This is a genomic window from Pseudoalteromonas rubra, assembly GCF_001482385.1.
In the GTDB taxonomy this organism is placed as follows: domain Bacteria; phylum Pseudomonadota; class Gammaproteobacteria; order Enterobacterales; family Alteromonadaceae; genus Pseudoalteromonas; species Pseudoalteromonas ardens.
In genome coordinates this window covers 2,040,385-2,064,797 of the sequence record NZ_CP013611.1, presented here as the reverse complement: position 1 = coordinate 2,064,797, position 24,413 = coordinate 2,040,385, and the positions used below count along the sequence as shown (strand labels likewise).

Sequence of the window (24,413 nt, the reverse complement as noted above, 5' to 3'; positions counted from 1 at the left end):
GCTGTCTAAGCGTCCAGTCCATACTCACAAGTTTCAACTGGCTTCCCTAATTCGCGCTGAATACACCTCCCAGCCGATCGCTACAGGGCTTATGAACCGGTAACACGACAAGCCTGTCTGAACATCGACTTCATGACCTGGACGGTCACCCCTTACTAGATAGGATCTTCATCCCGTACTCGGTACAAACATCATCCCATACTTGATATGAACGTCATCCCTTACTAAATACGAACATCACCCCGTACTTGATAGGAACGCCACCGCGTAATTGATACGAACATAACTCCGTCCTTGATACGAACGTCATCCCGTACTTGATACAGGACCCACCAACAGCCAACACTGTTGTTTATCTTGTTCATCAATCTGACATATCACACTGTCACCCGTCATCCGGTAGGGCAATCATCAACATACCAGAGTAAACAGCTCAATACTTCCAACCACAAGGCATAAAAAAGGGCCAAACCCTAAGGTTTAGCCCTTTTTTAAAAGCCTGGGGAAAGTGCTTATTGAGCTTTAGCGTTCAACGTTACGCCTGAGAACGAGCGATAAGCGTTAAGACCGAAGTACCAGGTACCCGCTTGCGGGTTAGTGAAAGTACAGGTTTCAGAGTTACCGCCTTTATAAGGACGACAGTCCCAATTTGAGCTGCTAGGCACACTGCCTTGCTTCACAAACAGGTCAGCATCACCAGTACCACCAGAGATGGTAACAGTCAGATTGCTCATACCCGCAGGTACTTCTAGAGACTTCTGAACCCAGCCGCCTGTGCTTGCAGACAGGTTAGACTCGTTTAATTCAACAGGACCCGTTGAACCACCGGCTGTTTCAGCTTTCAGGCTAACACCGCTGTATGCAGAGTAACCGCGCATCATTACGTGGTAAGTACCAGTCGATGGGTTATCAATTGTACATACTTCGTTGTTACCACCTTCGTATGGACGACAGTCGTAAGTTGTTTGAGTCGGCTTAGCGTTTGCACGTACGTACAAGTCAGCATCACCGGTACCGCCACTCATAGTGAAGGTAACTTTGCTTACACCACTGGTGACGTCAAAAGTGTAGAATGTTTCGCTGCTTGCGCCGCCAGACAGGCCTGTTTTCGCTACGCCGTCTTCCAACTCGTTGCCACCAGTACCATTGTCGTTGCCAAGTGCTGCATCTACCGCCGCTGACGCATCGATGATACCAGTACCACAGCTAGTACAGGTTGCAGGGAAGCTGCGAGTTGTGCTTTTCAGGATGCTTTCTACTTCATCCGGCGTTGCAGATGGTTTAGCTTGCTTGATAAGCGCCGCTACACCCGCTACGTGAGGTGCCGCCATTGATGTACCTTGTGAATACGCATAGCTGTCGCTTGAAGGCGTGTTGCTGCCTGAGTTGTAGGTAGACAGAACACCTTCTGGATCATTAGCAAAGCTTTGTGCGCCACCTGGTGCTGCAACATCAATGTTTGAACCGTAGTTTGAGTAGTAAGCGCGACCACCGTTACGACCTACAGACGCAACATTGATAACACCAGAACAGTTACCTGGGTTGTAGTTTGCAGAGTTGTCGTTGTCGTTACCTGCTGCAATAACAATTGTGGTGCCGTTTGCGCGCGCTGTGTTGATTGCATTTTGAGTGGTAGAGCTACATGAACCACTGCCACCTAAACTCATGTTAATTACGTCAGCTGGGTTAGCGTTTGCAGGTACGCCAGAAACTGAACCACCTGATGCCCAGATGATAGCGTCAGCGATATCTGAAGTCAGACCACCACATTTACCAAGTACACGAACTGGTACGACTTTCGCGTCGTAAGCAACACCGGCAATACCTTCACCATTGTTAGATACCGCAGCCACAGTACCTGCTACGTGTGTACCGTGCCAGCTTGAATCACGTGCACTGTGCGTATAACCACATTCGTTACGTGTAACCGCGTCACCCGGGTCACGTGCATCGCTATCACGACCGCCACCATCGTTAGCAACAGACACATCTGAGATCATGTCATAACCTTGTAGCAGGTTAGCGCTCAGATCCGCGTGCGGACGGTAACCAGTATCCAGTACAGCAACAACTACGCCGCTACCGGTTGCTTTGTCCCACGCCGCTGGTGCGTTGATACCACCGTTTGCTTCAAAGTAGTGCCACTGATCAGAGTAACGTGGGTCGTTAGGTGTTGCGAAAGGCTGTAGCATCTGATCGATTTCGATGTATTCGATGTTGCCAGTTGCTGCCATTTCCTGCATCAGGCTTTGTGCTTCAGCAGCGCTTAGTTTCTTGTCAACACGCATTACGTGGTGGTTGCTCAATGCCATTTTACGAACGTACTTGGTTTGTAGTGAAGATTTTTTCTTACTTTTGAAGTTCTTCACGAAACTTTGAGCACGCGAGTTCATCATTGCTGGTGACATGTCTGCACCGGCAACAGACATAAGCTGGCTGCTGTTATCTTTATATTTGATGATGAACTGAGTACCGGCTGTGTTCTGGCTTTCCATCTTCTGGCTCAACTGCGCCATGCTAACGCTGTTGTTGAGTGCTTCAAAGTTGTTTGCCATTGCATTAGTCGCGGCAAACATGCCTGTCATTGCCAGCGCAACTGCGCCGATTTTTAGGTTACGTGTTGTCATTCTTAGAATTCCCTAGTTTCTTACTTGTTGTTGTTGTTCTGTTTGCGTGTGCAAGCAGATGGTTATCGAAGGTAAAGAAGTGGTTAAAGTATTTAAAGTGCTGTTTTGTTATTTACACTTTTGTTTTTGTTATAAGTGGATGGCTAGATAGTTCGTTTATTGCAATAGTCCATTGTTTTTATTGCATAATTATTCTTTGTTACAGGATGAGGTATGATTTAGTTAGTATTGTAAATGATTGTAAATGGTTAATATTTTATTACTAGTTGTGATAAAATTATGTGCCTTTGTTTGCTAAATAACCGCATTGCTCCACCTCTTGGGTATAAGTTGATACAATACCTGCATAACTTTTTCAGGACACAATATACAATGTTGAATTTTGATGTGGTGATCATCGGCGCGGGCGCGGCTGGCCTGATGTGCGCGGCACAAGCAGGGTATCGGGGCCGCAGTGTGGCGGTGGTTGATATGGGCAAAAAAGCCGGTCGAAAAATACTCATTAGCGGCGGTGGTCGTTGCAATTTTACCAATGAGGGTGCCACACCACAGAACTATTTATGCGCCAATCCGCATTTTGTGAAATCCTGCCTGAGCCGCTACACCCAGCATGATTTCATCGAGCTGGTGGACAGACACGGCCTGGCCTACCACCATAAAACGCTCGGCCAGCTGTTTTGTGATAACAGTGCTCAGGACATAGTCGATATTTTGTTAACAGAGTGCGACTGGGCTGGGGTTGAAGTATTCCTGCGCAATGAGGTGATTAAGGTCGAACGCACTGACACGGGTGGCTATATTGTAACGACCTCTGAGCAGGTATTTAGCTGTCAGTCTCTGGTAGTCGCTGCTGGCGGTCTGACCATGCCTAAACTGGGTGCCACGCCGATTGGTTACAAAATTGCTGAGCAGTTTGGCCTTAAGGTTCTGCCGACCATGGCGGCACTGGTGCCGTTTACTCTGCATGACCATGACAAAGCCCGTTTTGACGGGCTGGCAGGCGTTAGCCTCCCTTGCACTGCGCAAAGTGAAGATGGCACCAGTTTCAAAGAAAACCTGCTGTTTACCCATCGAGGCCTGTCGGGCCCTGCGATTTTGCAGATCTCCTCGTTCTGGCGTGCCGGACAGGGCGTGATTGTGAACCTGCTGCCAGAGGCGGATATGCAGGCACAATTGCACGACTGGCGTCAGGAACAGGGTAGTAAGTCTCTGAAAAACTTACTGAGTACTGTACTGCCAAAGCGTTTTGTCGAGGTCTTGATCAGCGAACAAACTGTCCCGGACAAAAATGCCAACCAGCTCAGCCACAGTGAAATCGACACCCTGGCCTATGCACTGCACCACTGGCACATCAAACCCAATGGTACAGAGGGCTACCGCACCGCCGAAGTCACCTTAGGCGGCGTCGACACCGACGAACTTAGCTCCAAAACTTTTGAAGCCAAAAAAGCCCCAGGCCTGTACTTTATCGGCGAAGTCACCGACGTCACCGGCTGGCTCGGCGGTTACAATTTCCAGTATGCCTGGAGTTGCGGATGGGCATGCGGACAGGCGTGTTAGGTGGGATGTAGTAATAAAGTTCTACATTGCTAAGGGTAGGTCATCTAACCTTCTTATTAGATGACCAATTTTACTATGCCACTACAATCAGGTAAGTTGTTGGAATATGCTGAGGGTAAGAGCTTTCGCTGTGAACGTTTTTACGGACAAAGATGATTAGCCTTAGTGCCTAATACTGAAAGGATTATTAAGATGAAAAAAATATCCGCAACGGCCTTGTCATTACTATTGACGGGCTGCTTGTTTGACTCTCATTTTGAATCACCCGCAAGTGCTCAAAAGAAACATGGCTCAGGGTTAGTACAATCGTCAGACCTATCTCATGACGGTGCTTTGTCTGTTATTGCAAGGCAAGATGAAGTGTGCCTGTGGAGTAACATCTCAGATAAAAAAGTATTCCCCTGTATCGCGGAGGGAAATATTGAGCTGACAGGTATCGCTGACAACGCCAGTGTATTTTATACATCCAACAGGCTGTCTGTTAGCCTGTTTTCTGCGAAGTCGGGCAAGCTGTTAGGCGCGTGGACCAGCGGTGAAAATATTATTAGAGATATAGCGATATCCCGCGACGGTCAAACGCTACTGTTAGGCTACAGAAGCGGCATAACGGAAGTGATAAATGTCAGAAGCAATCGTAGAGCACAGCACACATTACACGAGTTAGATGTAAACACCGTGGCGCTGTCTGCTGACGGGCGCACTGCAATGACAGGTTCCAGCGACAAATTCGTTAAGTTGTGGGATGTACAAACAGGCAAAGAATTACAATCTTATAAATTTTCAACCAGAATCAATCATGTTTCTCTTAACGAAGATGCGACCATGGCGTTCGTACTGGACTCTGTGAATTCTCGTCAATTTATAGATTTAAAAGCACAAGCGTTAAGCGCGTCCTTGTCTACATATAGCAACTTCATAGAGTTTAATCAGTCGGCATTTATTAACAATGATCAGTGGTTACTCACTGCCTCGCCAAATCAAAAAGTGCAGATCTGGCGCGTTGCAGATGGAGATTTAATTGCTAAGTTTATGGCGAATAAAGTCGATGGCCGGGATCGAGCGTCAGTATTAAGCATCGCGATGGATGAGTCCAGGCAAGTGGTCATCAGTGAAACAAATGACGGGGTTGTGGAAACTTGGCCAGTGAAAACGCTGCTTTAAGCCCATATGAGGGCAAAACGGTATGCCGTTTAAATTGCTCAAAAGGCTGATTTTATTGTAATTCAATAAAACCGGACACTGGTTTAGGTGGTATTACTTCCACTCGAAAAGAGGTGTCTGAGACCAGAAAACGTCGTACTTTTATACTGTAATTCAAATTGGAAGCCGCTGTCTTGGTGCTGGAAGGCTTCCTCGCTTTAGTTTCTTCCCGCGCCTTAAGCTGATGCAAATTTGTGTACTGAACGACCAGCTCGGCGCAAGGCGAAGACGAGACCTGCTACTCGATACCAATATGCACACACAGCTAGCGTCAAAAGCAGGGTGGTAAGTCTTTGAAAAATTTACTAAGTACCATGTTGCTCAAGCGCTTGTCAGGTATTGACCATCGCTTTGCCAGCAACAAATGCCGCTTGAACTAAGGCGTTACCTGTAAGCTAATCTCCCGGGTATCATGAGGGGTATCATGAGGGGTATCATCTGTGCTGAGTGTTTCCAGGATCACTTGCTACATAAACTCTATAAATGGGGCCGAGTCGGTTGTCAGGTGACTAGTCAAACCAACTAGATTGGGCATCGATAAAATTTGAGCTGAATCAGTGTGATTACCAATAGAAGCTGTCAGGTCAAGTTTGAGCTAGTACAATTTATATTTCTCTAAGCCGCATTGCGCTTAAAGTTCTCAGCCTGCTCAAAAATCTCTTTATACACTTCATCACGATCAATTGGTGGGTAACCCCACTCATCGAGCAAAATGATCAGATCAAAGTGTAATTCAGCTTTGATATCGTCTCGCTTGTTCCAATCGGTGTATTTCGCTTTATCATCAATGACTTTCTTCACCTCTTTAGATAGGTCAAGCAGCTTCTCTTCTGGGTAGGTAAAGTCGTACTTATGAGCCAATGAAATGAGAATGTCGTAAAAGGCTTTTTCTTCAAAATCTATCCCCATTTCACCAAATGAAGCCATTTCAGTCCGTAGTTCATTGTAAAGGTTGATAATTTCATCAGAAAAATCATTGATTACTTCCGAGCGAAGTACATCCTTTTCATCACGCTCATTGTACTTTTCAACCAACATATTCATTTTCTTAGTGAAATCGACACCTTTCACTTTATTGGTCTTTTTGAACTCGCCAATCGCTTTAGCAAGCATTTGCTGAAGAAGTTGAAGTTTAGTGTTTGGCTGTTTCACCATCTCCAATTTGGCAAGATAATCGTCATCGAAAATATTAATCTCACCGCCGTCTTTCTCACCCAGTTTAAAGATCTCCTCAACACCATCACTTATCAGCGCACCTTTAACCAAGTCCCTAACTCTGCTGTTCATCTGGTCAACATCTGGCGCACCACCCGTAGTGATCTTAAAGACGATGGTTCGAACCGCTAGATAATAGTGAATCTTGTCCTTATGCTCTTTGGTCAGCTCACTACTACCCACACAAATGTCATAAGCTGATTTAAGACGTTTGGTCAGATCCATAAACGTCTTTTCAAACTTCTTGGTTCTTAGTGCAAAATCAGCCGAAGCATTTAAGCAATGTAACTGCTCTAGTGGAGTACCATTGAAGTAAGGCTTAGAGTCGAACTTATAGAACAGCCCATCCAACAGGCTCAGGTGATCCTTAACGATAATGACCGACTGTTTAATGTCTTCTAGGTTCTGATCTTGCCCTGCTGTGTATTGGGAAAGTGCAAGGTTCATCTGTTTTTTTATGCCGATGTAATCGACTACCAGACCATTCTCTTTACCTTCAAATTTACGGTTTACTCTCGAAATGGTTTGGATAAGATTATGCTTTTGCAAAGGCTTATCAATGTAGATGGTATCAAGGAACGGCACATCAAAGCCCGTTAACCACATATCAACCACAATAGCGATTTTGAAGTTCGATTTACCATTTTTAAACTGACGATCCAGCTCTTTACGGTACTCTTTATTGCCGAGTTTGTTCCAGAGAGCTTTATCATCGTCTTTGCTACGAGTCATAATCATCTTGACTCGTTCCATCGGCTTCACTTTCTTCTTATCACTTTCTGATAGAGTTGCGCCGTCTTCACAGACTTTTACTTCATCCCACTCAGGGCGAAGCTTAAGCAGTTCTTTATAGAACTGGTAAGCGATTTCACGACTACTACAAACGAACATTGCTTTGCCTTTTTGAGTCGTGCCTTCTTCAACACGATTCTCATAATGCTCAACAAAGTCTTTCGCTATGGCTTTGATGCGATCTGGGTCGCCCAGTATGGTAGACATACTTGCCATAGCCGTTTTGCTTTTATCTATTTGATATTCATTTGTTCCAGCGTCTTCACACTCTTTATAGTATTTTTCGACTTCATCAAGCTGGCGACCATCAAGTAGCACTTTTGCTGCTCGACCTTCATACACAATACGAACAGTAATTTCATCGTAAACCGATTCTGTCATTGTGTAGCTATCGACAACCGCACCAAATACATCCAACGTTGCGTCAATCGGTGTACCAGTAAAACCGACATAGGTAGCGTTTGGTAAAGAGTCGTGAAGATACTTAGCAAAGCCGTAAGTCTTTTTCACGCCGTCTTCAGTAACGGTAATTTTCTGTTCTAAATTGGTTTGGCTACGGTGTGCTTCATCCGAGATACAAATGACATTGGTTCGCTCAGTCAGCAGCTCCAACTCTTCCGTAAATTTATGGATGGTAGTTAAGAATACACCGCCACTTTTACGCCCTTTCAGGTGTTCTCGAAGTTCAGCACGGCTCTCTACGCTAATGATATTTTGATCACCCACGTAACCTTTTGCATTAGTGAATTGACCTGAAAGCTGATCATCTAGATCAGTACGGTCAGTGATGAGAATGATAGTGGGACTACCCAGTTCGACATCTTTCATCAGTAGACGAGATAGGAACAACATTGTGTAGCTCTTACCACAACCAGTCGCACCAAAATACGTACCACCTTTACCATCACCACTCACCAACTTTCCGTACTCATCAAAGTACTTCATATGTTGTTTTATATTGGCAAAAAGCTTTGTTGCTGCATAATACTGAGGATAACGACAAACAATCTTCTCTTGTTTGCTTGAGGTATCTGGTAGGTAGATAAAGTGACGAATCACATCGGTAAGGCGTTTCTTATTGAACAAGCCGCTGATCATCGTAAACAGTGAATCAATGCCGTCTTTGTCTAGCTTCTCTTCACCCGTAATTTTACGCCAAGAGTAAAAGAACTCGTATGGGGCAAAGTACGACCCCATTTTGCTGTTCACACCATCACTAATCACACACAGAGCGTTGTATTTGAATAGTTCAGGGATATCTCGATCATAACGAGTGGTAAGCTGCTTATACGCATCATAGATAGTCGCTTCTTCACGAATCGCACTCTTAAATTCAAATACCACAAGAGGTAAGCCATTGATGTAAAGAATCCCGTCTGGGATACGCAGCTCATAGCCTTGTATCTCCATTTGATTAACAATGCGGTAGATATTACCGTCTTGCTTTGGCAAGTAACTCAGACTCGTTTCAGCGACTTTTGGCTGGCCTCTAGCCTCTGATTCAAGAGCTGCAACAGCACTTTCAAAGTCGATGAGCTGAATGTATAAATCTTTCTGACTTGCATCTTCACGCTTGAGCAAAAAACCATCAGAGACAAACTTCATTATGGCTTTATTGGTATCGTAAAGATCTGAAGCTGGGAGATACTCAAGCTTATGGATAATTTGCTCTATCTCATAAGCTGTAATACCTTCCGCTTGATAACGTTTGGCTAGAAATTCACGAAGATCGGACTTAATCAGCACATCTTCAGGTACTCGCTCAATCGCCTCACCACGAGTATGTGAATAGCCTTCTTTCCCTAGCAGTTCAATAATGGCTTGTTCTAGCCGTTCTTCTGTGAATTTCATCAACTAAGCCTTTGACATCTTAGACAAAATAACTGCCACCAGTAGCGACAACTTATCATTTTCTATTTGTAAATTCCGATGATGACTTTCTATAGCCTTGAATGATTTGGCGAAAGCATCTTGAACATTGATTTCTGGAAGCGGCAGTGCAATAGCCTGAATTACTTCTCTTTTAGCAATATTAACTTGAGCACTGCCCACAGAGTTTTCGACTAGCTTATTTTTTCCGTCCTTCGACTCTAAAAAGGCTTTAAACAAGTATTTATTACATTTTTTCTCGTCTAATCTTAAAATTAATAATGCTTGATTAATGATACCTAACGGATCATCGTCTCTTATCAGTGTTACTGAGCCAATAGTTCCAGAGCAACTAATTACAAAATCGTTCAATTTTACTTGAAAGCGCTTAAGTAAGTTAAACTTACTATCTGAAACAAAGTATCTAAAATTACGATGATCACCGATAGCGTGTTGTTGTTCGTAAACAGGCACGCCCTCTTCAACCATATCATCTTTTTTTAGAGCGGAACCGAAAGGTCCTCTTATATACCCTTTTTCCTTTAGCAGTTCTCCAAAACTAACAAGCTTCCAACTAAGAGGAATATCTTGTTCAAGCTCTTCACAAAATTCCATCTCACCACCAGAAGACTTGTAAGGTTTCCCTTCTAGCTCAGGCTTACCGATGGATTCTGCGTATTCTTTAGATATTGGAAACTCAAAATCAACAAACCACTGTTTGTAAATAGCTTGAGCGGTATCTTCTAGTTTTTGAGTTAACTGTTCGTTAAGTGCAATACGATCATTCACCACATTGTATTCACGCACAATCTCACGCTGCTTTTCGATAGATGGAACTGGTAGCTCCATATCGCAAAAATCAGCCCAACTAAAACCGCCACGGACACTATTGTCAGTCATAAACCAAGCGTTTCGATCGAACTCCGAACGTCTGCACCACATCATCAGATATGCAGGAAAAAGCTCCTCTTCATCCTTTACCTCAAAAACTACATATGCTGGTGATACAATGATTGGTTCATCATCTTCAAGCATCGAAATGGGTAACACTTCATCTCGACCAACGTGCATTGGGTTAAATGCAAATTGATTTTTCTTAACAACTCGGTACTTGCTTAGATCTGTACCATTGATGTTTGCAACCGAAGGCATAAAGTGTTTATTGATATTTATCCCTTTAAGCGAAGAGATAGAGTCATCCGTATTTTTTAGTTTGATTTGGGTGACGTAATCACCAATACGCTTATAGTGTGATCTCATAGCCCAACTCTTCAAATACAGATAAAAGTTCCGATTTCGACTTTTCTTCTTGCTTTAATAGTGCTGTAAAGTCAGCTCGCATTTGACTCATTTTCTGGTCAAAATCGACATCTTCATCGTGATTCTTAAATTCAATGTATTTACTTGGTACTAATGAGTAGTCTTTTGCTGCGATCTCTTCTTTAGTCGCAGAGTAACAATACTCAGCAATATCTTTGTATTCCGTCTCGGCACGTACTTCTTGCCAAGTGTGAAGCGTTTCAGCAATTTCAGAGATTTTCTCTGGAGAGAATTGAACGTATTTTTTCTCGAATGGTTCACCGTGTTTACGTAAATCTATAAACAGAACTTTGTCTTCACGGTTACGGTAATGACGAGTCAGATCTTCGTGTGGAACAGTTCGCTCTTTCTTGTTCTTATTTATAACCCAAAGTGTCACACTGATATCGGTGGTATAGAACATCTTCATCGGCAGAATGATAATCGCTTCAACTAAGCCATTTTTGACAAGTTTCTTACGAATAGCCTTTTCTGTACCATCACCAGATAACGCACCGTTAGCTAGAATAAATCCAGCCACTCCGTTTTCAGAAAGCTTAGAAACCATATGCAAAATCCAACCATAGTTGGCATTGCCTGTCTGTGGTGTTTCGTAGCCGTCCCAACGATGATCATCAACCAGTTCATCGGAAGCTCGCCAGTCTTTTTGGTTAAATGGTGGGTTTGCCATAATAAAATCAGCTTTAAGAGTCTCGTGCTGATCATTGGCAAAGGTATCTTTTGCGGCTGCGCCAAGGTTGGCAGAAATACCACGAATAGCGAGGTTCATTTTCGCTAGTTTGTAAGTTGCGCCTGTGTACTCTTGACCATATACAGAAACGTCTTTCTTGTTGCCTTTGTGGTTCTCAATGAACTTCATTGATTGAACAAACATACCGCCCGAACCACAACAAGGGTCATAGATTTTACCTTTGTATGGCTCAATCAGTTCTGCGATTAAGTTAACGATGCTCTTTGGTGTGTAGAACTCGCCTTTACCCTTACCCTCTGCAATCGCAAATTTAGACAAGAAATATTCGTAAACTCGACCTACTACATCTTCGTGCGGATTGGCTAAGGTGTCGATGTTGTTAATCACATCGATCAGTGCAGATAGCTTGCTCACGTCCAAACCAAGGCGAGAGAAATAGTTATCAGGCAATGCACCTTGCAGTGCTTTGTTGGTTTTCTCGATGGTGCTTAAAGCTGTATCGATCTTTAGAGCAATATCTTCTTGTTTAGCGTTTTGCTGAACAAAGCTCCAACGGCTCTCTTCTGGTAGATAAAATACGTTGTCTTTGGTGTACGCAGGAACCATATCAATACGCGCTTCATGCCCGTCATCAATCAGTTTTTGGCGATGCTTCTCAAATGTATCACTGATGAATTTTAGGAAAATCAGGCTCAATACGATGTGTTTGTATTCTGACGATTCAACACTACCTCGCAGCTTGTTTGCTGCATCCCAGAGTGTTTCTTCAAATGATTTTTCTTTTTTATTTGATGCAGGTTTCTTAGCCACTTATGCACATCCACAGGTATATGAACAGAGTTATTTCTGTTGGAAATTTGCGATAAATGTTACCAAGGAACGCTTGATTTTTCTACTAAAGTTAATAGATTCACGGTGTTTTCTTTATTGTTGTCCAACCCCAGTTTTTCAATGTTTGAGGGCAATTTCGTTCGTGTGTTCGTTGTCAATTATCGCCTATTGAACTTATTTTGTTACTACAAATAGTATTGCGATTTTATTTGACAACATTATTGAGAAAAGCTGGGTAAAGTATTTTTTCTGGCATTAATTTACATCAATAAGTGGTGCTGAGTTTACCACGTTTGTACTAAAAGTATGAGTGAGCCGAACCCTGATGATGGTTGATTGAACTTGATAGCAATAATAACTAAGCCCGAATAATGACTTCATCGGGCTTTGTGGTTTGTTGCTCAGGGTTTTACATCGAGCTGAGGTTGGCGGGTGAGGCCGGGAGACTCGTTTCCGCCACCAATGCCGCCCACTATGTACTTTAGTTGACTAGAAGAAAGAACTTTCATAACTAACCGCTGCTATGGCTTTTGCGTGTTAGCAGGTTGTTCAGGGTATTCCAGTTGTTGTTTTCGGGTAAGGCCTGGAGAGCTGGTGCCACCACCAATACCACCAACTACTTTCTTCAGTGAAGATGAGCTAATTACTTTTATCATGAGCTGTTATTCCTTCTCTAAATTCTGATCGTAATGCGAATTGGAGTAACGCAAGTATCATCAGGAAGTGAAGAAATATTGCTGCGTTATCTCGCACATAAAATTTAATGAATGCGTTATCTATCAAAAAACTTTTAAACAGCAGCACTTCCACAAAGGTCAGAGTATTGATGATGCAAGACAACCCGACAAGACAAATCACCAACATTTCTTGCGCGGAGACAGTGTGCTTTGCATAGCATCTATAAAAATATTCATAGTCTGTTCTCTCGAATAACCATAGCGCTAAGCGTTTTCGGTAGACGATAGGTAGCAAAAATGCAAAGTTCATTAACGCACAGTAAATATAGTAATGAGTCTCCCAGTTCAATGCAACCGGGATCAGCAGTTCATCGATCAGCTCTACGACTCCCAGAGTGATAAAAAACCAGCGGGCATTTTCAAAGCGCCAGGTATAACACAGGCCAAATAGCACGATAAAAATAGGCAAATAGTGGAATATGTCGTAAATAAACGCCATCACGTTAGTCCTTCTTTGTTGGTTCTTTTTCAGCAGGTTGGGTGTCGCTATTGTCACTCATAAAGCTAAAATATTGTTTTGCGCAATCCAGGCCTGCAACCAGTACGATTTCGAACATTTTGGTTAGGGGGATATCAGTCTTGTCGCTTTCCCAGTTGCTGATAGTGGCTTGATCAACGCCGATTCTTCTACCTAATTCAGCCTGAGACCAGCCCCGGTCTCGTCTCAACTGACGAATCGAGCGCTGCACATCTTTCCTGAAATCATCTATTTTGCGTTTCCTTTTGTTATTATTCATTCGCAACTCACATTGTTCAGAAGCTAGTTTAATTAGTCATCCATTTTGTGAAGTTAACATTTTGATAAATATTTTTACATTGTTATGTGTTAACGACCTGAAAATAATGAAGATATTTATAAAAGGGCTGCAAAGAGTGAGAAAGTGCTTTTATTTTAGCGCCTTATGGCGCCTTCAACTTATGCAAAATCGTGCACTGATCAACCTGCTCACCGCTGCATGAGGCGAGGGTTTGCAGGGATTGTTCCAGCAATGCGAGTTCGCTCTGGGCGCGTTGTACCTGGGCGAGTTGCTCGGCGATGATTTTATCGACCACGGCGCAGGAGGCGTTGGGGTCGGCCTGTACTTCGACCAGGCGTTTGATGTCGTCCAGCGGGATGTTGAGCTCGCGGCAGCGGCGGATAAAGATCAGGGTGTCTACGTCGCCCGGTTGGTAGTGGCGGTAGCCGTTGCTGGCGCGTTGTGGTGCGCTGAGTAAACCAACTTGTTCATAATAGCGGATGGTTTTCGCATTTATCTGGGATTTCGTCGCAAGTTCGCTGATTTTCATATTGACCTTCCAGTTGCTGTAACCTTTAGCATCCGCAGTATCATTTATTCCTGTCCTGAGGGTCAAGTAAATAGTTATGTCTGATACGTTTCGTTCTGCCGGTTTGGTTTTGTCATTAAGTTGTTTATCACTGGGGATGTCGGTGAGTGTGGCGGCGCCGCTGAGTCCGCTGGCCACTGCTGTGAGTGCTGCATTGGTTGCGCCGGGGCCTGAGCATCATGAACATGAGTCCCATGCTGAAGAAAAGCATGAAGACGGGGGCCAGGATGCGCACGCTGACGGTGAGCACCATGATGAGCACGGCCACGGTCATGAGATGGAAAAAATCGTTATCCAGGCGACGCGCTCTGGCCGGATTGCCGATGAGCAGCCGGTGCGGGTGGAGCTGATCAACCGCGAAGAAATCGAAGAAAAAGCGGCAATGCGCCCGGGTAACATCTCTATGCTAGTGGCCGAAACGGGTGGTGTGCGTATGCAAACCACGTCGCCAGCGCTGGGCAGTGCCAATATCCGATTGCAGGGTTTGTATGGTCGTTACACTCAGCTGCTGGCCGATGGTCTGCCGCTGTATGGTAATCAGGCTGCGTCGATTGGCCTGTTACAAATTCCACCTACGGATTTAGGCCGGGTGGAGATCATCAAAGGCTCGGCGTCGTCCTTATATGGTGGCTCGGCGCTGGGCGGGGTGATCAACCTGATCTCCCGCAAGCCAGGCGACGAGTTCAAGGGCGAGGTGCTGCTGAATCTGACTACACGCGATGGCCAGGATCTGACGTCTTACATCGAAAGCCCGCTGAACGATGACCTGAAAGGCTCGCTGACGCTGGGCGCACACCATCAAAAGTCGGAAGACATAGACAACGACGGCTGGTTCGATTTGGCCGGGTATGAGCGCTACACAGCACGGCCGCGTTTGTTTTGGGAAGGAGAGCAGGGCGAAACTCTGTATGTCACGGCCGGAGCCATGACCGAGCAGCGCAACGGGGGGACTAAAGCTGGGTTTACCATGGCAGATGGCAATCCGTACGTTCAAACGCAGGATTCAGAACGTTTGGACGGTGGATTTGTGTATAGCCAGCCGATGTCCGACACGCTCACGCTGCATGCACGCTCATCGGCCATGGTGCAAAACCATGAGCACGGCTTTGGTCTGGTGCTGGAAGAGGACAAGCACGAAAGTTATTTGTTTGAAACCAGTGTCAGTGGCTACAACGACACCACCGACTGGCTACTGGGCATGGCCTATCAGTCGGATGTGTTTGAGTCTGAGACGTTTCCGACTTTTGATTACAGCTATGAGGTGCCGGGCCTGTTCGCGCAGCTGGATCACACTCTGAGCGATACGCTGACCGCCTCAGTGAGTGCGCGGGTGGATGATCACAATGAATATGGTACTCAGTTCAGCCCCCGAGTGACCTTGTTGTATCGTCCGGGTGAGCTGACGGTACGCGGCTCCTATGCGCAGGGCTATTTTGCGCCAACGCCGTTTGTGGAAGACATCGAAGCGGCGGGTTTATCGCGCTTAGCACCCGTCGGTGAGTTACAGGCAGAGGAAGCCGAAACGGCCTCACTGGATTTTACTTATGCCTTTGATTCGGTTGAAACCAGTCTGACCCTGTTTGGCTCAAATGTGGATAACGTGACCGAGCTGGAGGTCGTGCCGACAACAGATGGCACCCAGCCGAATCAGGTACGCCTGACCAATGCACTGGGCGAGAGCCAGATCCGTGGCTCAGAAGTGCTGCTGCGTTATTACTGGCGCGACGTAAAACTGACCGCCAGTTATTTATATCTGGATGCAACCCAAAGCGTGGATGGCCAGACGCGCACAGAGATTGCCCTGACGCCTAAACACTCGGCTGGATTTGTCGCCATGTGGGAGCAGCACGGTAACTTCCGCGCTGGGTTTGAAGCCTATTACACCGGGCCGCAGCGCCTGAATGCCAATCCGTTTGTCACTGAGTCTGATCCGTACTGGCATCTGGGCCTGATGGGTGAGATCACCACCGGGCGTTACAGCTGGTTTATCAACTTCGAGAACCTGCTGGATGTGAAGCAAACCGACGAACATCCATTGTTGTTACCACAGCAGGCGGTCAGTGGCCAGTGGACAACGGATATCTGGTCGCGCAACGATGGCTTTATTGTGAATGCTGGTGTGCGCATTAAGTTTGGTCATTAATTTCACTTCTATTCAGCCGCTGAAATACAAGCGTACATAGCGGCTGAGTCCCTCCTTCTGACGTGCACTGGTCGTTCTCCCCTGCTTGGGGAGTAACATTGCTGACCGCTCATGACTACATTAAGCACAGGTGTTCGGGCCGATTTTAGGTGCGGTAAGATTGCTGATTTATATCGGTCTGAAGCCATTATTAACTGCAAAATAATGAATAGGGGAACCACATGAAACTGAAATCACTTCTACTGTCTGCGGTATTATTGTCTGTGAGCGGTGCTGCAAGCGCCGGATTTGTGAGTAAAGCTGATTACTATAAATATCAATACTATAACCAAGTGGTTATGTTTGGATATGCGAGTTCAGAAGTTGGCTTATGTATAGATCAGAACGGTCTGTTTGGGACCTTTTATCGCAATGCCGAAATCTGCCATGTTGGCTGGCATAGTAAGAGTTATGTCGCGCCAGATTACCAAGTGTTGATTGATGACGGTAGGAACTACATAAGAACGCTCGATCTCACTAAGGGCACCCAGCTGTATAGTGCTGGGCACACTGCATGTTCTCCTATTTCACCTAAGCTTAATGGCTCAGCAGTGATCATGGGCTACTATGTGAAAGATCATGGTAAGTGCTATTACCCGATGGGTAGTCGCCAATATTCAGCCCCGGTAGGCGCGTTCACACACGTCGTTTATAAGTAACCAAGAACGCAGGGTCTTGCGCATACTGGCGCAGTCATGATGCGTTATTACCCCTAGGGCATGCCATCTGGCATGCTTTTTTGACCCCGTTATCGGTTATTTCAGTAAAACCACTTCCTGCTCAATGCCAATAAATTGCTCAAGTAGCAGCTGGCCCCGGTAGACATCGTTGATTTTCCAAGCGGTGGGCTTGAGAGCGCCAAGTGGTTTAATTAAAGTACCGTTTAAGCTGTATTGGCTGAGTTGTAAGCTGGTTTTATCTACACTGAAAATGGCATTGTCTGTTATCACCATGGCATGTCCGTTGAGCGCGCTGAGTTCTCTGGCCTGTGAGGGACTCTGGTCGACTTGAAAATACGCGACTTTACCGTTTTCATCACTGTAATAAATGCTGTCTCTCACCAGCCAGGCACGATGTATCTGGTTAACCCCAAGTGGGGTCTGCTCGCCCGTTGCTAAGTTGTAGTGATATAGCCCACCCGGCACGGGGTCGTTGAGCAAGACTAATAGCTGATCTTTATCTCCCCAGGCCAGCACTGAATGCACCGGCAGGTTGGTGTCGATGATACGTTGCTGGCCTGACAAATTCACTATGTGTAGTTTGCCGCCCTGCGCCCACAGTAGTTCTTGGCCGTCTGCTGACCAGACAAACTGGTGGATTGGAGTGGGGGAGATTGCATCGCTGAGTGCCATTGTCTGCTCACCCTGCAGCAACCAGAGCTGATCCACTCCGTTGCGATTGGATATGAACGCAATATGCCGACCATCGGGTGAATACTGCGGCTGCCGTTCCTGGGCCTGGGTACGTGACAAGCTAGGGTAGGGCACAGAGCGGGTGTTCAGATCGGGTTCTGGCATTGGTGTTGCTGCTGTCGGACTATTTTGACTGAGCTGCAGGCGAGCAATATCAATGTCTTTACCGCCGTTCACTGCTATCAAGGTATCGCTAGTTGGATGCCGATCTGCGGATATCAGGTGACTGGTCGGTGTGGCTACCCGGCTCAGGTCGCCATTCAGATCCAGGTGGTACAATTGACCGTGACTGACTGCCAACAGGGCGTTGCCATCGGGTGTAAAGCGTCCAGGTAAAGGCTCGTTCGGATCCATGTTGGGCTGCAGGGGAATCAGGGTGCGCTGAACGCGCTGTGCTTCATTATTCAGTATTGTCAGCCAGTGATTAAGCTGGTTATCCTGGCTCAACACGGCAAAGCGTTGAGTGGCCCTGTGATAGTCGAAGTGGTACAGGTATTCGTCCCCGGCGTGATATAGGGGGCGCACGGTTTTACTTAAATCGTCGTAATGCATCAGCAGGTTTCGCCCAGGCGTTCGCTGTAAAAAAGCATAGGCATGATTGGGCAGTGCTTTGAACATATAGGATTGTCCATCACTGCACACATAACGTGATTCGACGGGCTGAGGCGCCGCGATGGCCTGGGCAAAATCCAGCGTGGCCAGCGCCCAACATGTGTGCGTTTTGTCGGTGACAATGTCTTGATCGCAGTCGGCTTTGGCTGCAAACACTAGCTCCCGACCATCCGGGGTAAAACTAGGCGCGCCAAATTGGCCGGGTATGTTACTGAGCTGAAACTCTTTGCCACTATCGAGGTGTCTTGCCCACAAATGACTGCTACAGCTGCCCGCATAGCGGTTAAAGATCACATACTGGCCATCCGGGCTGAACAGCGCATGAGATTCATGAGCATCAGTGTGAGTCACCCCAATGAGGCGAGTGTATTCGGGCAGTGGCTTAGTGGGCCAGTTGAGGTATACCAAGGTGCCCAGTAAGAGTGTGCTTACTAACGTTATAGCAAGCTTCAAGTAAGATTTTCGGCTTTCAGTTTCAGCGGGCTTTGACTCCGCTTCTGGCCAGCGTACCGGGACCAGCAGGCGGTACCCTATCTTTGGGTGGGTGGCGATAACGGTGGGGTTTTTGGCATTGTCTCCCAGTACTTTACGCAAAATGGCAATGCAGCGTTGCAGGGCATTGGGCACGACTTCAACGCCCTGCCAGACGTGCATCATAATCTCCTGATGGGTGACAACTTGCTCGCCGTGTTCGCGCTGGCGTTGTGCCAGTAATAGCAGAACTTGTAATACCTTTGGCTCTACATGGGTGTGCTGGTCATTGAAGATCACGACACTGCGGGAGAGGTCGATTTCATATGCGTCAATAAAGAATCTTGTCTGTGCCATTGTAATCCGCTACTGCCTGAATCCGGCATTGAGTGTACGGCGCAATGTTATGTCTGTCGAGGTGCAGGGGCACGGAACAGGCCTGAGAAATGTGACATGATTTTGCCGTGCGCTTGTTTGGTGCATAGTATCCAGATAAATGAGTCGCTCCCGTGTCGGGAATTGGATGACTGAGAAGGAGTGGAACGAAAAATTTATCTAACTAATTCAGTGTTTTACACCTTTTTGTTTCATGTTGAACCGCTCACCTTTTATCCCTCAGCAATTCATCAGCTTTTCATTAGGGTAGCTTTGTGGTGTTGCGCTGCGCGATGGCATCCAATGGCGCTCAGACAATAATAAAAGAGCGCTAATCCTATGTATTTTGATAATAAAAAACGCTTTATCTGTTCTTCCGGAAACGATTTTAAACACATCTCTCAGTGGCTGAGTACTCTGATCTCCGGGATGTTGCTGATACTAAAGCGCCCATCTATGTTGGTGTTGTGTTGCGCGCTGGTCACACTGGGCGTTTGTCCGCTTTCTCATGCTAAAATGCGCGAGGCACAGATCATTGAACGCACGGTTGAAGCTTACGGAGGTGAACACTTACTGACTATGCCGGGCTTGTCGGTCAATGAATCCTTCTACCATTATTCACAGGGGCTGAGCGGCCATGCCTTGCAGAGCCCTATGGTGACTTATATGAGCGAGTTGCAAAGCGAATATCACATTGATTTTGCCGCGCAACGTAAGGTGTTTAAGCAGGCTAACACTCGCCGGGTGGGCAGTCATGGCAGTGATACACCTGAAGTGACTCATCGCTTGTTTAGTGCGGGTAAGGGCACCAGCATTGATCATGCTTTGCAGCGGTATCAGCCGAGCCAGCGTATTTTCTTTGAGAACGCTACGCTGGGCTTTGACGCCATGCTGGATACCCTGATCGTGCTTAAACTGGCAAGCCTTAAACAAACCAGTCAGTGGCTGGATAAGGTATATATCGCTGGTATCCCCCATGATGTGATGACTGCACCACTGGATGATGATCCGCAGACCACGCACACACTTTATCTGGACCAGGACAGTGGCGCACTGAGCCGGGTGGTGACTGAGCAGCAAGGTAAAAAACGGTTTTATGACTTTATGGCGCACCGTAAAACACAGGGGATTCTGTGGGCGTCTCACGTGCTGGTCAGCACCGCAGCAGGTCCGCTTTATCACAGTCGAGGGCGCACGCTTAACGTTGGGCAGCCCGGCGAGGTGGTGTTTCAAATTCCTGCGGCTTATCAGCGCGCGCCAAAGGTAAAGCCGTTTGATGTTGCAGGGCTGACAATACGTGAGCTGGCAGCAGGCGTATATTTTGTTGGTCAGGATTGGGGTTATACTTTATTTGTTGATGCTGGTGATTATCTGATCTCGGCAGGTACCTGGCAGATGAACGAGCAGGCCGGCGCATGGGCGAAAGCACTGAGCAAATTAAGAGACAGTACCTCACTTAATAAGCCCGTGAAGTATCACATTGTGACACACCATCATACCGATCATCTGAGAGGCTTAGCAGATACTCAGGCTGAGAACACCACCTTGCTCGTTCATCCAGCCGACCAAGCGGCGGTAGAGGCTGAGCTGGGCCCACGTGTTAACATCAAACCTATCCCTGCCTCCTACACGCTGGCTGCTGGAAAAATCCGTCTGTTGGATGTGCCCAACAGCCATGCTGCACATAACCTGGTTGTATACCTGCCTGACTCACACATTTTACTGACAGAGGACATGTTTGGCAGTAGTTTCGAACAGGCGCTGCACTCACCAGCTCGCTGGCCAGACTTAGATACTTACTATAGATTGGATACGCTGATGGACACGCTCAACAAGCAGGGGATTGATGTTTCGCAGTATGTCTCTTCACATCATGGCAGGGTGCTGACTCAGGCAGATATCGACCGGGCCATGGCGATACCACGCACTGAGCGTGGGTTGCTGTTACAGCGCTTATTTACCCCCAAATAAGTAAAAAGCGGCACACAGCAGTAGGTCTGTGTGCCGCCTGGTCGTGGCTAACTGTGGCTGTTACTCATAACGCAGTATCAGCGAAGGACGGGTGCTAGCCGCTTTAAAGGCCAGACAGGCGACGGTCAGCCAGGTGATGGCCAACACACCCAATGTGGCGGCGGCATACACCCAGGCTGCCTGCTCAATGCGCTCGTTAAAGTTATTCAGCCAGGCATTCATCACCCAGTAGCTCAGCGGTATGGCCAGTAACCCCCCTATGCCGACTATGGTGATGAACTCCTTAGATAAAATGGTCACTATACTGAGCCGTGATGCCCCCAGCACTTTGCGCACAGCCACTTCTTTTTGGCGGCGAATGGTCGCAAACGACGCCAGCCCCAAAATCCCCATGCAGGTCAGCACAATCGACAGCGTACTAAACAGCAGCACCAGTTGCTGCATTCTGAACTCGTTGATGTGGGCACGCTGATAGTCGTCTTCGATCAGGCTGATCTCGACCTCAGGTATCGCCAGCTGGTCGCGAATGAGCTGCTCGGCCTGGCGCATCACGTGCGCTTTGTTTGCACCTGGTTGTAGCTTGAGCACCAGAGTAGCAATTGCGACGTTAATGTCCCCCGCAGTCAGTAACACCGGGAGTTGCTGCTGACGTGCTGAGCCAATTTTAATGTCTTTGATAATACCAACCACGGTGGCGCGCGCAGAGCCTGTGTGTGAACTGAGAGTCAGGCCCAGCAGCACGCTGGGGTCATCGTAGCCGGCTTGTTTTGCCAGACTCTGTGAGAGCAGCACAGAGAACGATCGGATATTGTCATCGCTGGTTTGGATCCAGTCGCTGGCAAACTGAGGCAAGAAATCCCGACCTGCTACCAGCTCCAGGCCCAGTGTTTCAACCGCGTGGAAGCCGGTGGCGACGCTCGGCTGTGTACCTTCCAGGCGCTCACCGTTTGGAAACACCAAAAACAGTTCTGAGCTCATATCGTTGGTCAGCAGGGTATCCGACTGAGTGACCTGGGCGACACCTTGCAGAGCTTTGAGGGTTCTCAGCACCCGAGGTTCAGCTTCCTGATACAGTGCTTCTGCGGGCAGGTTTTTGATGATCAGGCGATCTTGCTTCGCATAGCCAACCGGCAGATCGTTGATCAACGTCATTTGTTTGTAGACCACGGCTGCGGCAACAATCAGCGCCACCGACAGTGCCCCTTGCAGTCCCAGGGTCAGCTTGCGTACCCAGATGGCCGTTTTGCCACGTTGCAGGTCGCCACTGAGTACCCGCTTGGCACTGAATGAGGCGATAAACAGCGCCGGATAGAGGCCAGAGATCACCCCAATCAGCACCACGACACCCATCACCGCGACCAAAAATAAGGGCGAGAAGCTCAATGACAGGCTGCGTTCAAGCAACTGATTGGCATAGGGGATCATCATTTCTACTAACGCCAGGGCGACCAGCGCAGCCACCATCACAATAAACAAAGATTCCGTCAAAAACTGGGTGATCAGTTGTGGCTTGCTGGCCCCCAGTGCTTTGCGCACACCCACTTCTTTGGCACGTTTTGCGGCACCGGCAATGTTCAGGTTGATAAAGTTCACACTGGCAATCACCAGCAACAAAACGGTTAACGCAATGCAGACCTGCATGACCAGACGAGAGCCGCCTTGTTTCATCTCAAACGGGCCACTGCTATGAAAGTGCAGCTCTGACAGGCGGCTTAATTCTATGGCTTTGAGCTTGTTGCGGCCAGTTGACTGCTCGCGCATGGCCTCAGTCATTTGTCTGGCGATAAGCGCAGCATCTGTGCCTTCAGCCAGGCGCATATAGACATAGCCGATGAAGGGCATTTGGGTGACCTTGGGCAGTGCCGTTAAGGTTTCGAACACAAAGTGGGTGTTGTCAGGCAAATCGTCAAAGACTGCGGCCACTTCATACTGACCCTGTGTATATGACAGGGTTTTACCCACGGCATTCACGCTGCCAAACAAACGCAGCGCTTGTGCCCGGCTGATGGCCAGCAAACCCGGGCGGCTCAGGGCACTGTTCAGGTCGCCATGCAGCACCGTCATATTGATAAACTCCGGCAAGTTTGACGAGGCCAGATAGACCTTGCTCAGGCGTACCTGCTCACCCGCCACACTGACGTCCAGCGCCATCGGGTCAGCGGAGTAGGCCAGGTTGTCGGTGGACACCAGCATCATGATGTCTTCAACCTGCGCATGGTTTCGCATATTCAGGGCCTGTTGCGAGTCTGAGGTTGCGATCAGTTGCAGACCCCAGGCACGGTAATCGGTATGCACCCGGTAAACACGCTCGGCATGGGGGTGTTGCTTGTCAAAAGACAGCTCATAGGCGGCAAACAGCGCCACCATAATGGCGGCCGCCAGACCAATACTAAAACCGGCCAGATTAAGAGCAAAGTGTCGGGTGTCTTTTTTAATCGCCCTGAGTGTGGTTTTAAAATAATTCACAATCATAACAGATACGTCCTTTTTAATTCCGGTGCGTTAAGCGGCTGGCCAAACGCTGTTGGCTTTGTCCAGCATGACCTGGCCGTCGAGCAGCCGCACCAGGCGATCGGCATAGGCCCCTTCTTTTTCTGAGTGGGTAACCACAATCACTGTGGTACCTTCGCGGTTGAGTTCGCGCAGCATAGCCATGACTTCTTCGCCATTTCTGGAATCCAGGTTACCGGTTGGCTCATCCGCCAGGATCAGCTTAGGGTTGATCACGAGCGCTCGGGCAACGGCCACCCGTTGCTGCTGACCACCTGACAATTGCTGGGGCAGGTGATCGGCACGGTGGTCAATGGCCACACGTTTTAAAATGGCTTCAACCCGCTGTTTACGTTCGGCTTTGGAGATGTTTTGGTATTGCAGTGGCAGCTCAACGTTTTCGAATACGGTTAGTTCATCAATCAGGTTAAAGCTCTGAAAGACGAAACCGATGGACGCTTTACGCAGTTCAGCCAGGCGTTTTTCACTGTATCCGGCAATGTCGGTCCCGGCGAATTCAAACGCGCCTGAGGTGGGCGAGTCGAGCATGCCCAGAATAGACAGCAAGGTTGATTTACCGCAGCCCGAGGGGCCCATAATGGCCAGAAACTCGCCTTCATTAACCTGTAGGTCAATCTCGTTCAGCGCGATGGTTTCTACGTCTTCGGTACGAAATACCCGGCTTAGGTTGGTCAGTTTAATCATCTTCAATTCCTTCAGGCTGTTGTTATT

16 protein-coding genes are annotated in these 24,413 nt (G+C 47.4%); 5 read left to right on the top strand and 11 right to left on the bottom strand.

All coding sequences use genetic code 11. The features are described from left to right. Window positions 1-512: 512 nt before the first annotated feature. Window positions 513-2,627 carry a S8 family peptidase gene (locus tag AT705_RS09090; protein WP_058796353.1) on the bottom strand — a complete coding sequence of 705 codons (2,115 nt, stop codon included), beginning with the start codon at window positions 2,625-2,627 and terminating at the stop codon, window positions 513-515. Window positions 2,628-2,999: 372 nt separating this feature from the next. On the opposite strand from AT705_RS09090, the gene AT705_RS09085 reads away from it, so the two are divergent. Beyond that, window positions 3,000-4,187 carry an NAD(P)/FAD-dependent oxidoreductase gene (locus AT705_RS09085; protein ID WP_058796352.1) on the top strand — a complete coding sequence of 396 codons (1,188 nt, stop codon included), beginning with the start codon at window positions 3,000-3,002 and terminating at the stop codon, window positions 4,185-4,187. Between the two features lie 192 nt (window positions 4,188-4,379). Continuing rightward, a complete protein-coding gene (locus AT705_RS09080; protein WP_058796351.1) occupies window positions 4,380-5,348 on the top strand; it encodes a WD40 repeat domain-containing protein in 969 nt (322 codons plus the stop codon). Between the two features lie 654 nt (window positions 5,349-6,002). Here the strand turns inward: AT705_RS09080 and AT705_RS09075 are convergent. The 7 genes from AT705_RS09075 to AT705_RS09045 form a co-directional block, all read right to left on the bottom strand. Next, window positions 6,003-9,245: a type I restriction endonuclease subunit R gene (locus AT705_RS09075; protein ID WP_058796350.1), complete on the bottom strand. Its 3,243-nt coding sequence runs from the start codon at window positions 9,243-9,245 to the stop codon at window positions 6,003-6,005. A gap of 3 nt (window positions 9,246-9,248) precedes the next feature. Continuing rightward, window positions 9,249-10,523 carry a restriction endonuclease subunit S gene (locus AT705_RS24865; protein WP_082668960.1) on the bottom strand — a complete coding sequence of 425 codons (1,275 nt, stop codon included), beginning with the start codon at window positions 10,521-10,523 and terminating at the stop codon, window positions 9,249-9,251. Further along, entirely contained in the window at window positions 10,507-12,084 is a 1,578-nt protein-coding gene (locus AT705_RS09060; RefSeq protein WP_058796349.1) for a type I restriction-modification system subunit M, read from the bottom strand. Before AT705_RS09060 ends, AT705_RS24865 begins: the two co-directional genes overlap by 17 nt. A 542-nt stretch (window positions 12,085-12,626) precedes the next feature. Then, a complete protein-coding gene (locus AT705_RS25955; protein WP_257721232.1) occupies window positions 12,627-12,761 on the bottom strand; it encodes a hypothetical protein in 135 nt (44 codons plus the stop codon). After that, a complete protein-coding gene (locus AT705_RS09055) occupies window positions 12,745-13,284 on the bottom strand; it encodes a hypothetical protein (protein ID WP_157576716.1) in 540 nt (179 codons plus the stop codon). Before AT705_RS09055 ends, AT705_RS25955 begins: the two co-directional genes overlap by 17 nt. Window position 13,285: 1 nt before the next feature. Continuing rightward, the gene (locus AT705_RS09050) at window positions 13,286-13,579 is read right to left on the bottom strand and encodes a helix-turn-helix transcriptional regulator (RefSeq protein WP_058796347.1); all 294 of its coding nucleotides are present in this window, start codon (window positions 13,577-13,579) and stop codon (window positions 13,286-13,288) included. A gap of 163 nt (window positions 13,580-13,742) precedes the next feature. After that, window positions 13,743-14,129 carry a Cd(II)/Pb(II)-responsive transcriptional regulator gene (locus AT705_RS09045; protein ID WP_058796346.1) on the bottom strand — a complete coding sequence of 129 codons (387 nt, stop codon included), beginning with the start codon at window positions 14,127-14,129 and terminating at the stop codon, window positions 13,743-13,745. A 76-nt stretch (window positions 14,130-14,205) separates the two neighbouring features. On the opposite strand from AT705_RS09045, the gene AT705_RS09040 reads away from it, so the two are divergent. Beyond that, window positions 14,206-16,311, top strand: coding sequence for a TonB-dependent receptor plug domain-containing protein (locus AT705_RS09040; protein ID WP_058796345.1), 2,106 nt, complete (start codon window positions 14,206-14,208; stop codon window positions 16,309-16,311). A 221-nt stretch (window positions 16,312-16,532) separates the two neighbouring features. Next, a complete protein-coding gene (locus tag AT705_RS09035; protein WP_058796344.1) occupies window positions 16,533-17,009 on the top strand; it encodes a hypothetical protein in 477 nt (158 codons plus the stop codon). Window positions 17,010-17,105: 96 nt separating this feature from the next. Here AT705_RS09035 and AT705_RS09030 read toward each other — a convergent pair whose 3' ends face one another. Further along, on the bottom strand, window positions 17,106-19,202 hold the full coding sequence (locus AT705_RS09030) for a winged helix-turn-helix domain-containing protein (protein ID WP_058796343.1): 2,097 nt from the start codon (window positions 19,200-19,202) through the stop codon (window positions 17,106-17,108). Window positions 19,203-19,559: 357 nt separating this feature from the next. Here AT705_RS09030 and AT705_RS09025 point away from each other — a divergent pair, with 357 nt between their 5' ends. Beyond that, the gene (locus tag AT705_RS09025; RefSeq protein ID WP_058796342.1) at window positions 19,560-21,191 is read left to right on the top strand and encodes an MBL fold metallo-hydrolase; all 1,632 of its coding nucleotides are present in this window, start codon (window positions 19,560-19,562) and stop codon (window positions 21,189-21,191) included. 60 nt (window positions 21,192-21,251) lie between these two features. Here AT705_RS09025 and AT705_RS09020 read toward each other — a convergent pair whose 3' ends face one another. Both AT705_RS09020 and AT705_RS09015 read right to left on the bottom strand, forming a co-directional pair. Next, on the bottom strand, window positions 21,252-23,663 hold the full coding sequence (locus AT705_RS09020) for an ABC transporter permease (protein WP_058796341.1): 2,412 nt from the start codon (window positions 23,661-23,663) through the stop codon (window positions 21,252-21,254). A 30-nt stretch (window positions 23,664-23,693) separates the two neighbouring features. Beyond that, the gene (locus AT705_RS09015; RefSeq protein ID WP_058796340.1) at window positions 23,694-24,386 is read right to left on the bottom strand and encodes an ABC transporter ATP-binding protein; all 693 of its coding nucleotides are present in this window, start codon (window positions 24,384-24,386) and stop codon (window positions 23,694-23,696) included. Between the last annotated feature and the right edge of the window lie 27 nt (window positions 24,387-24,413).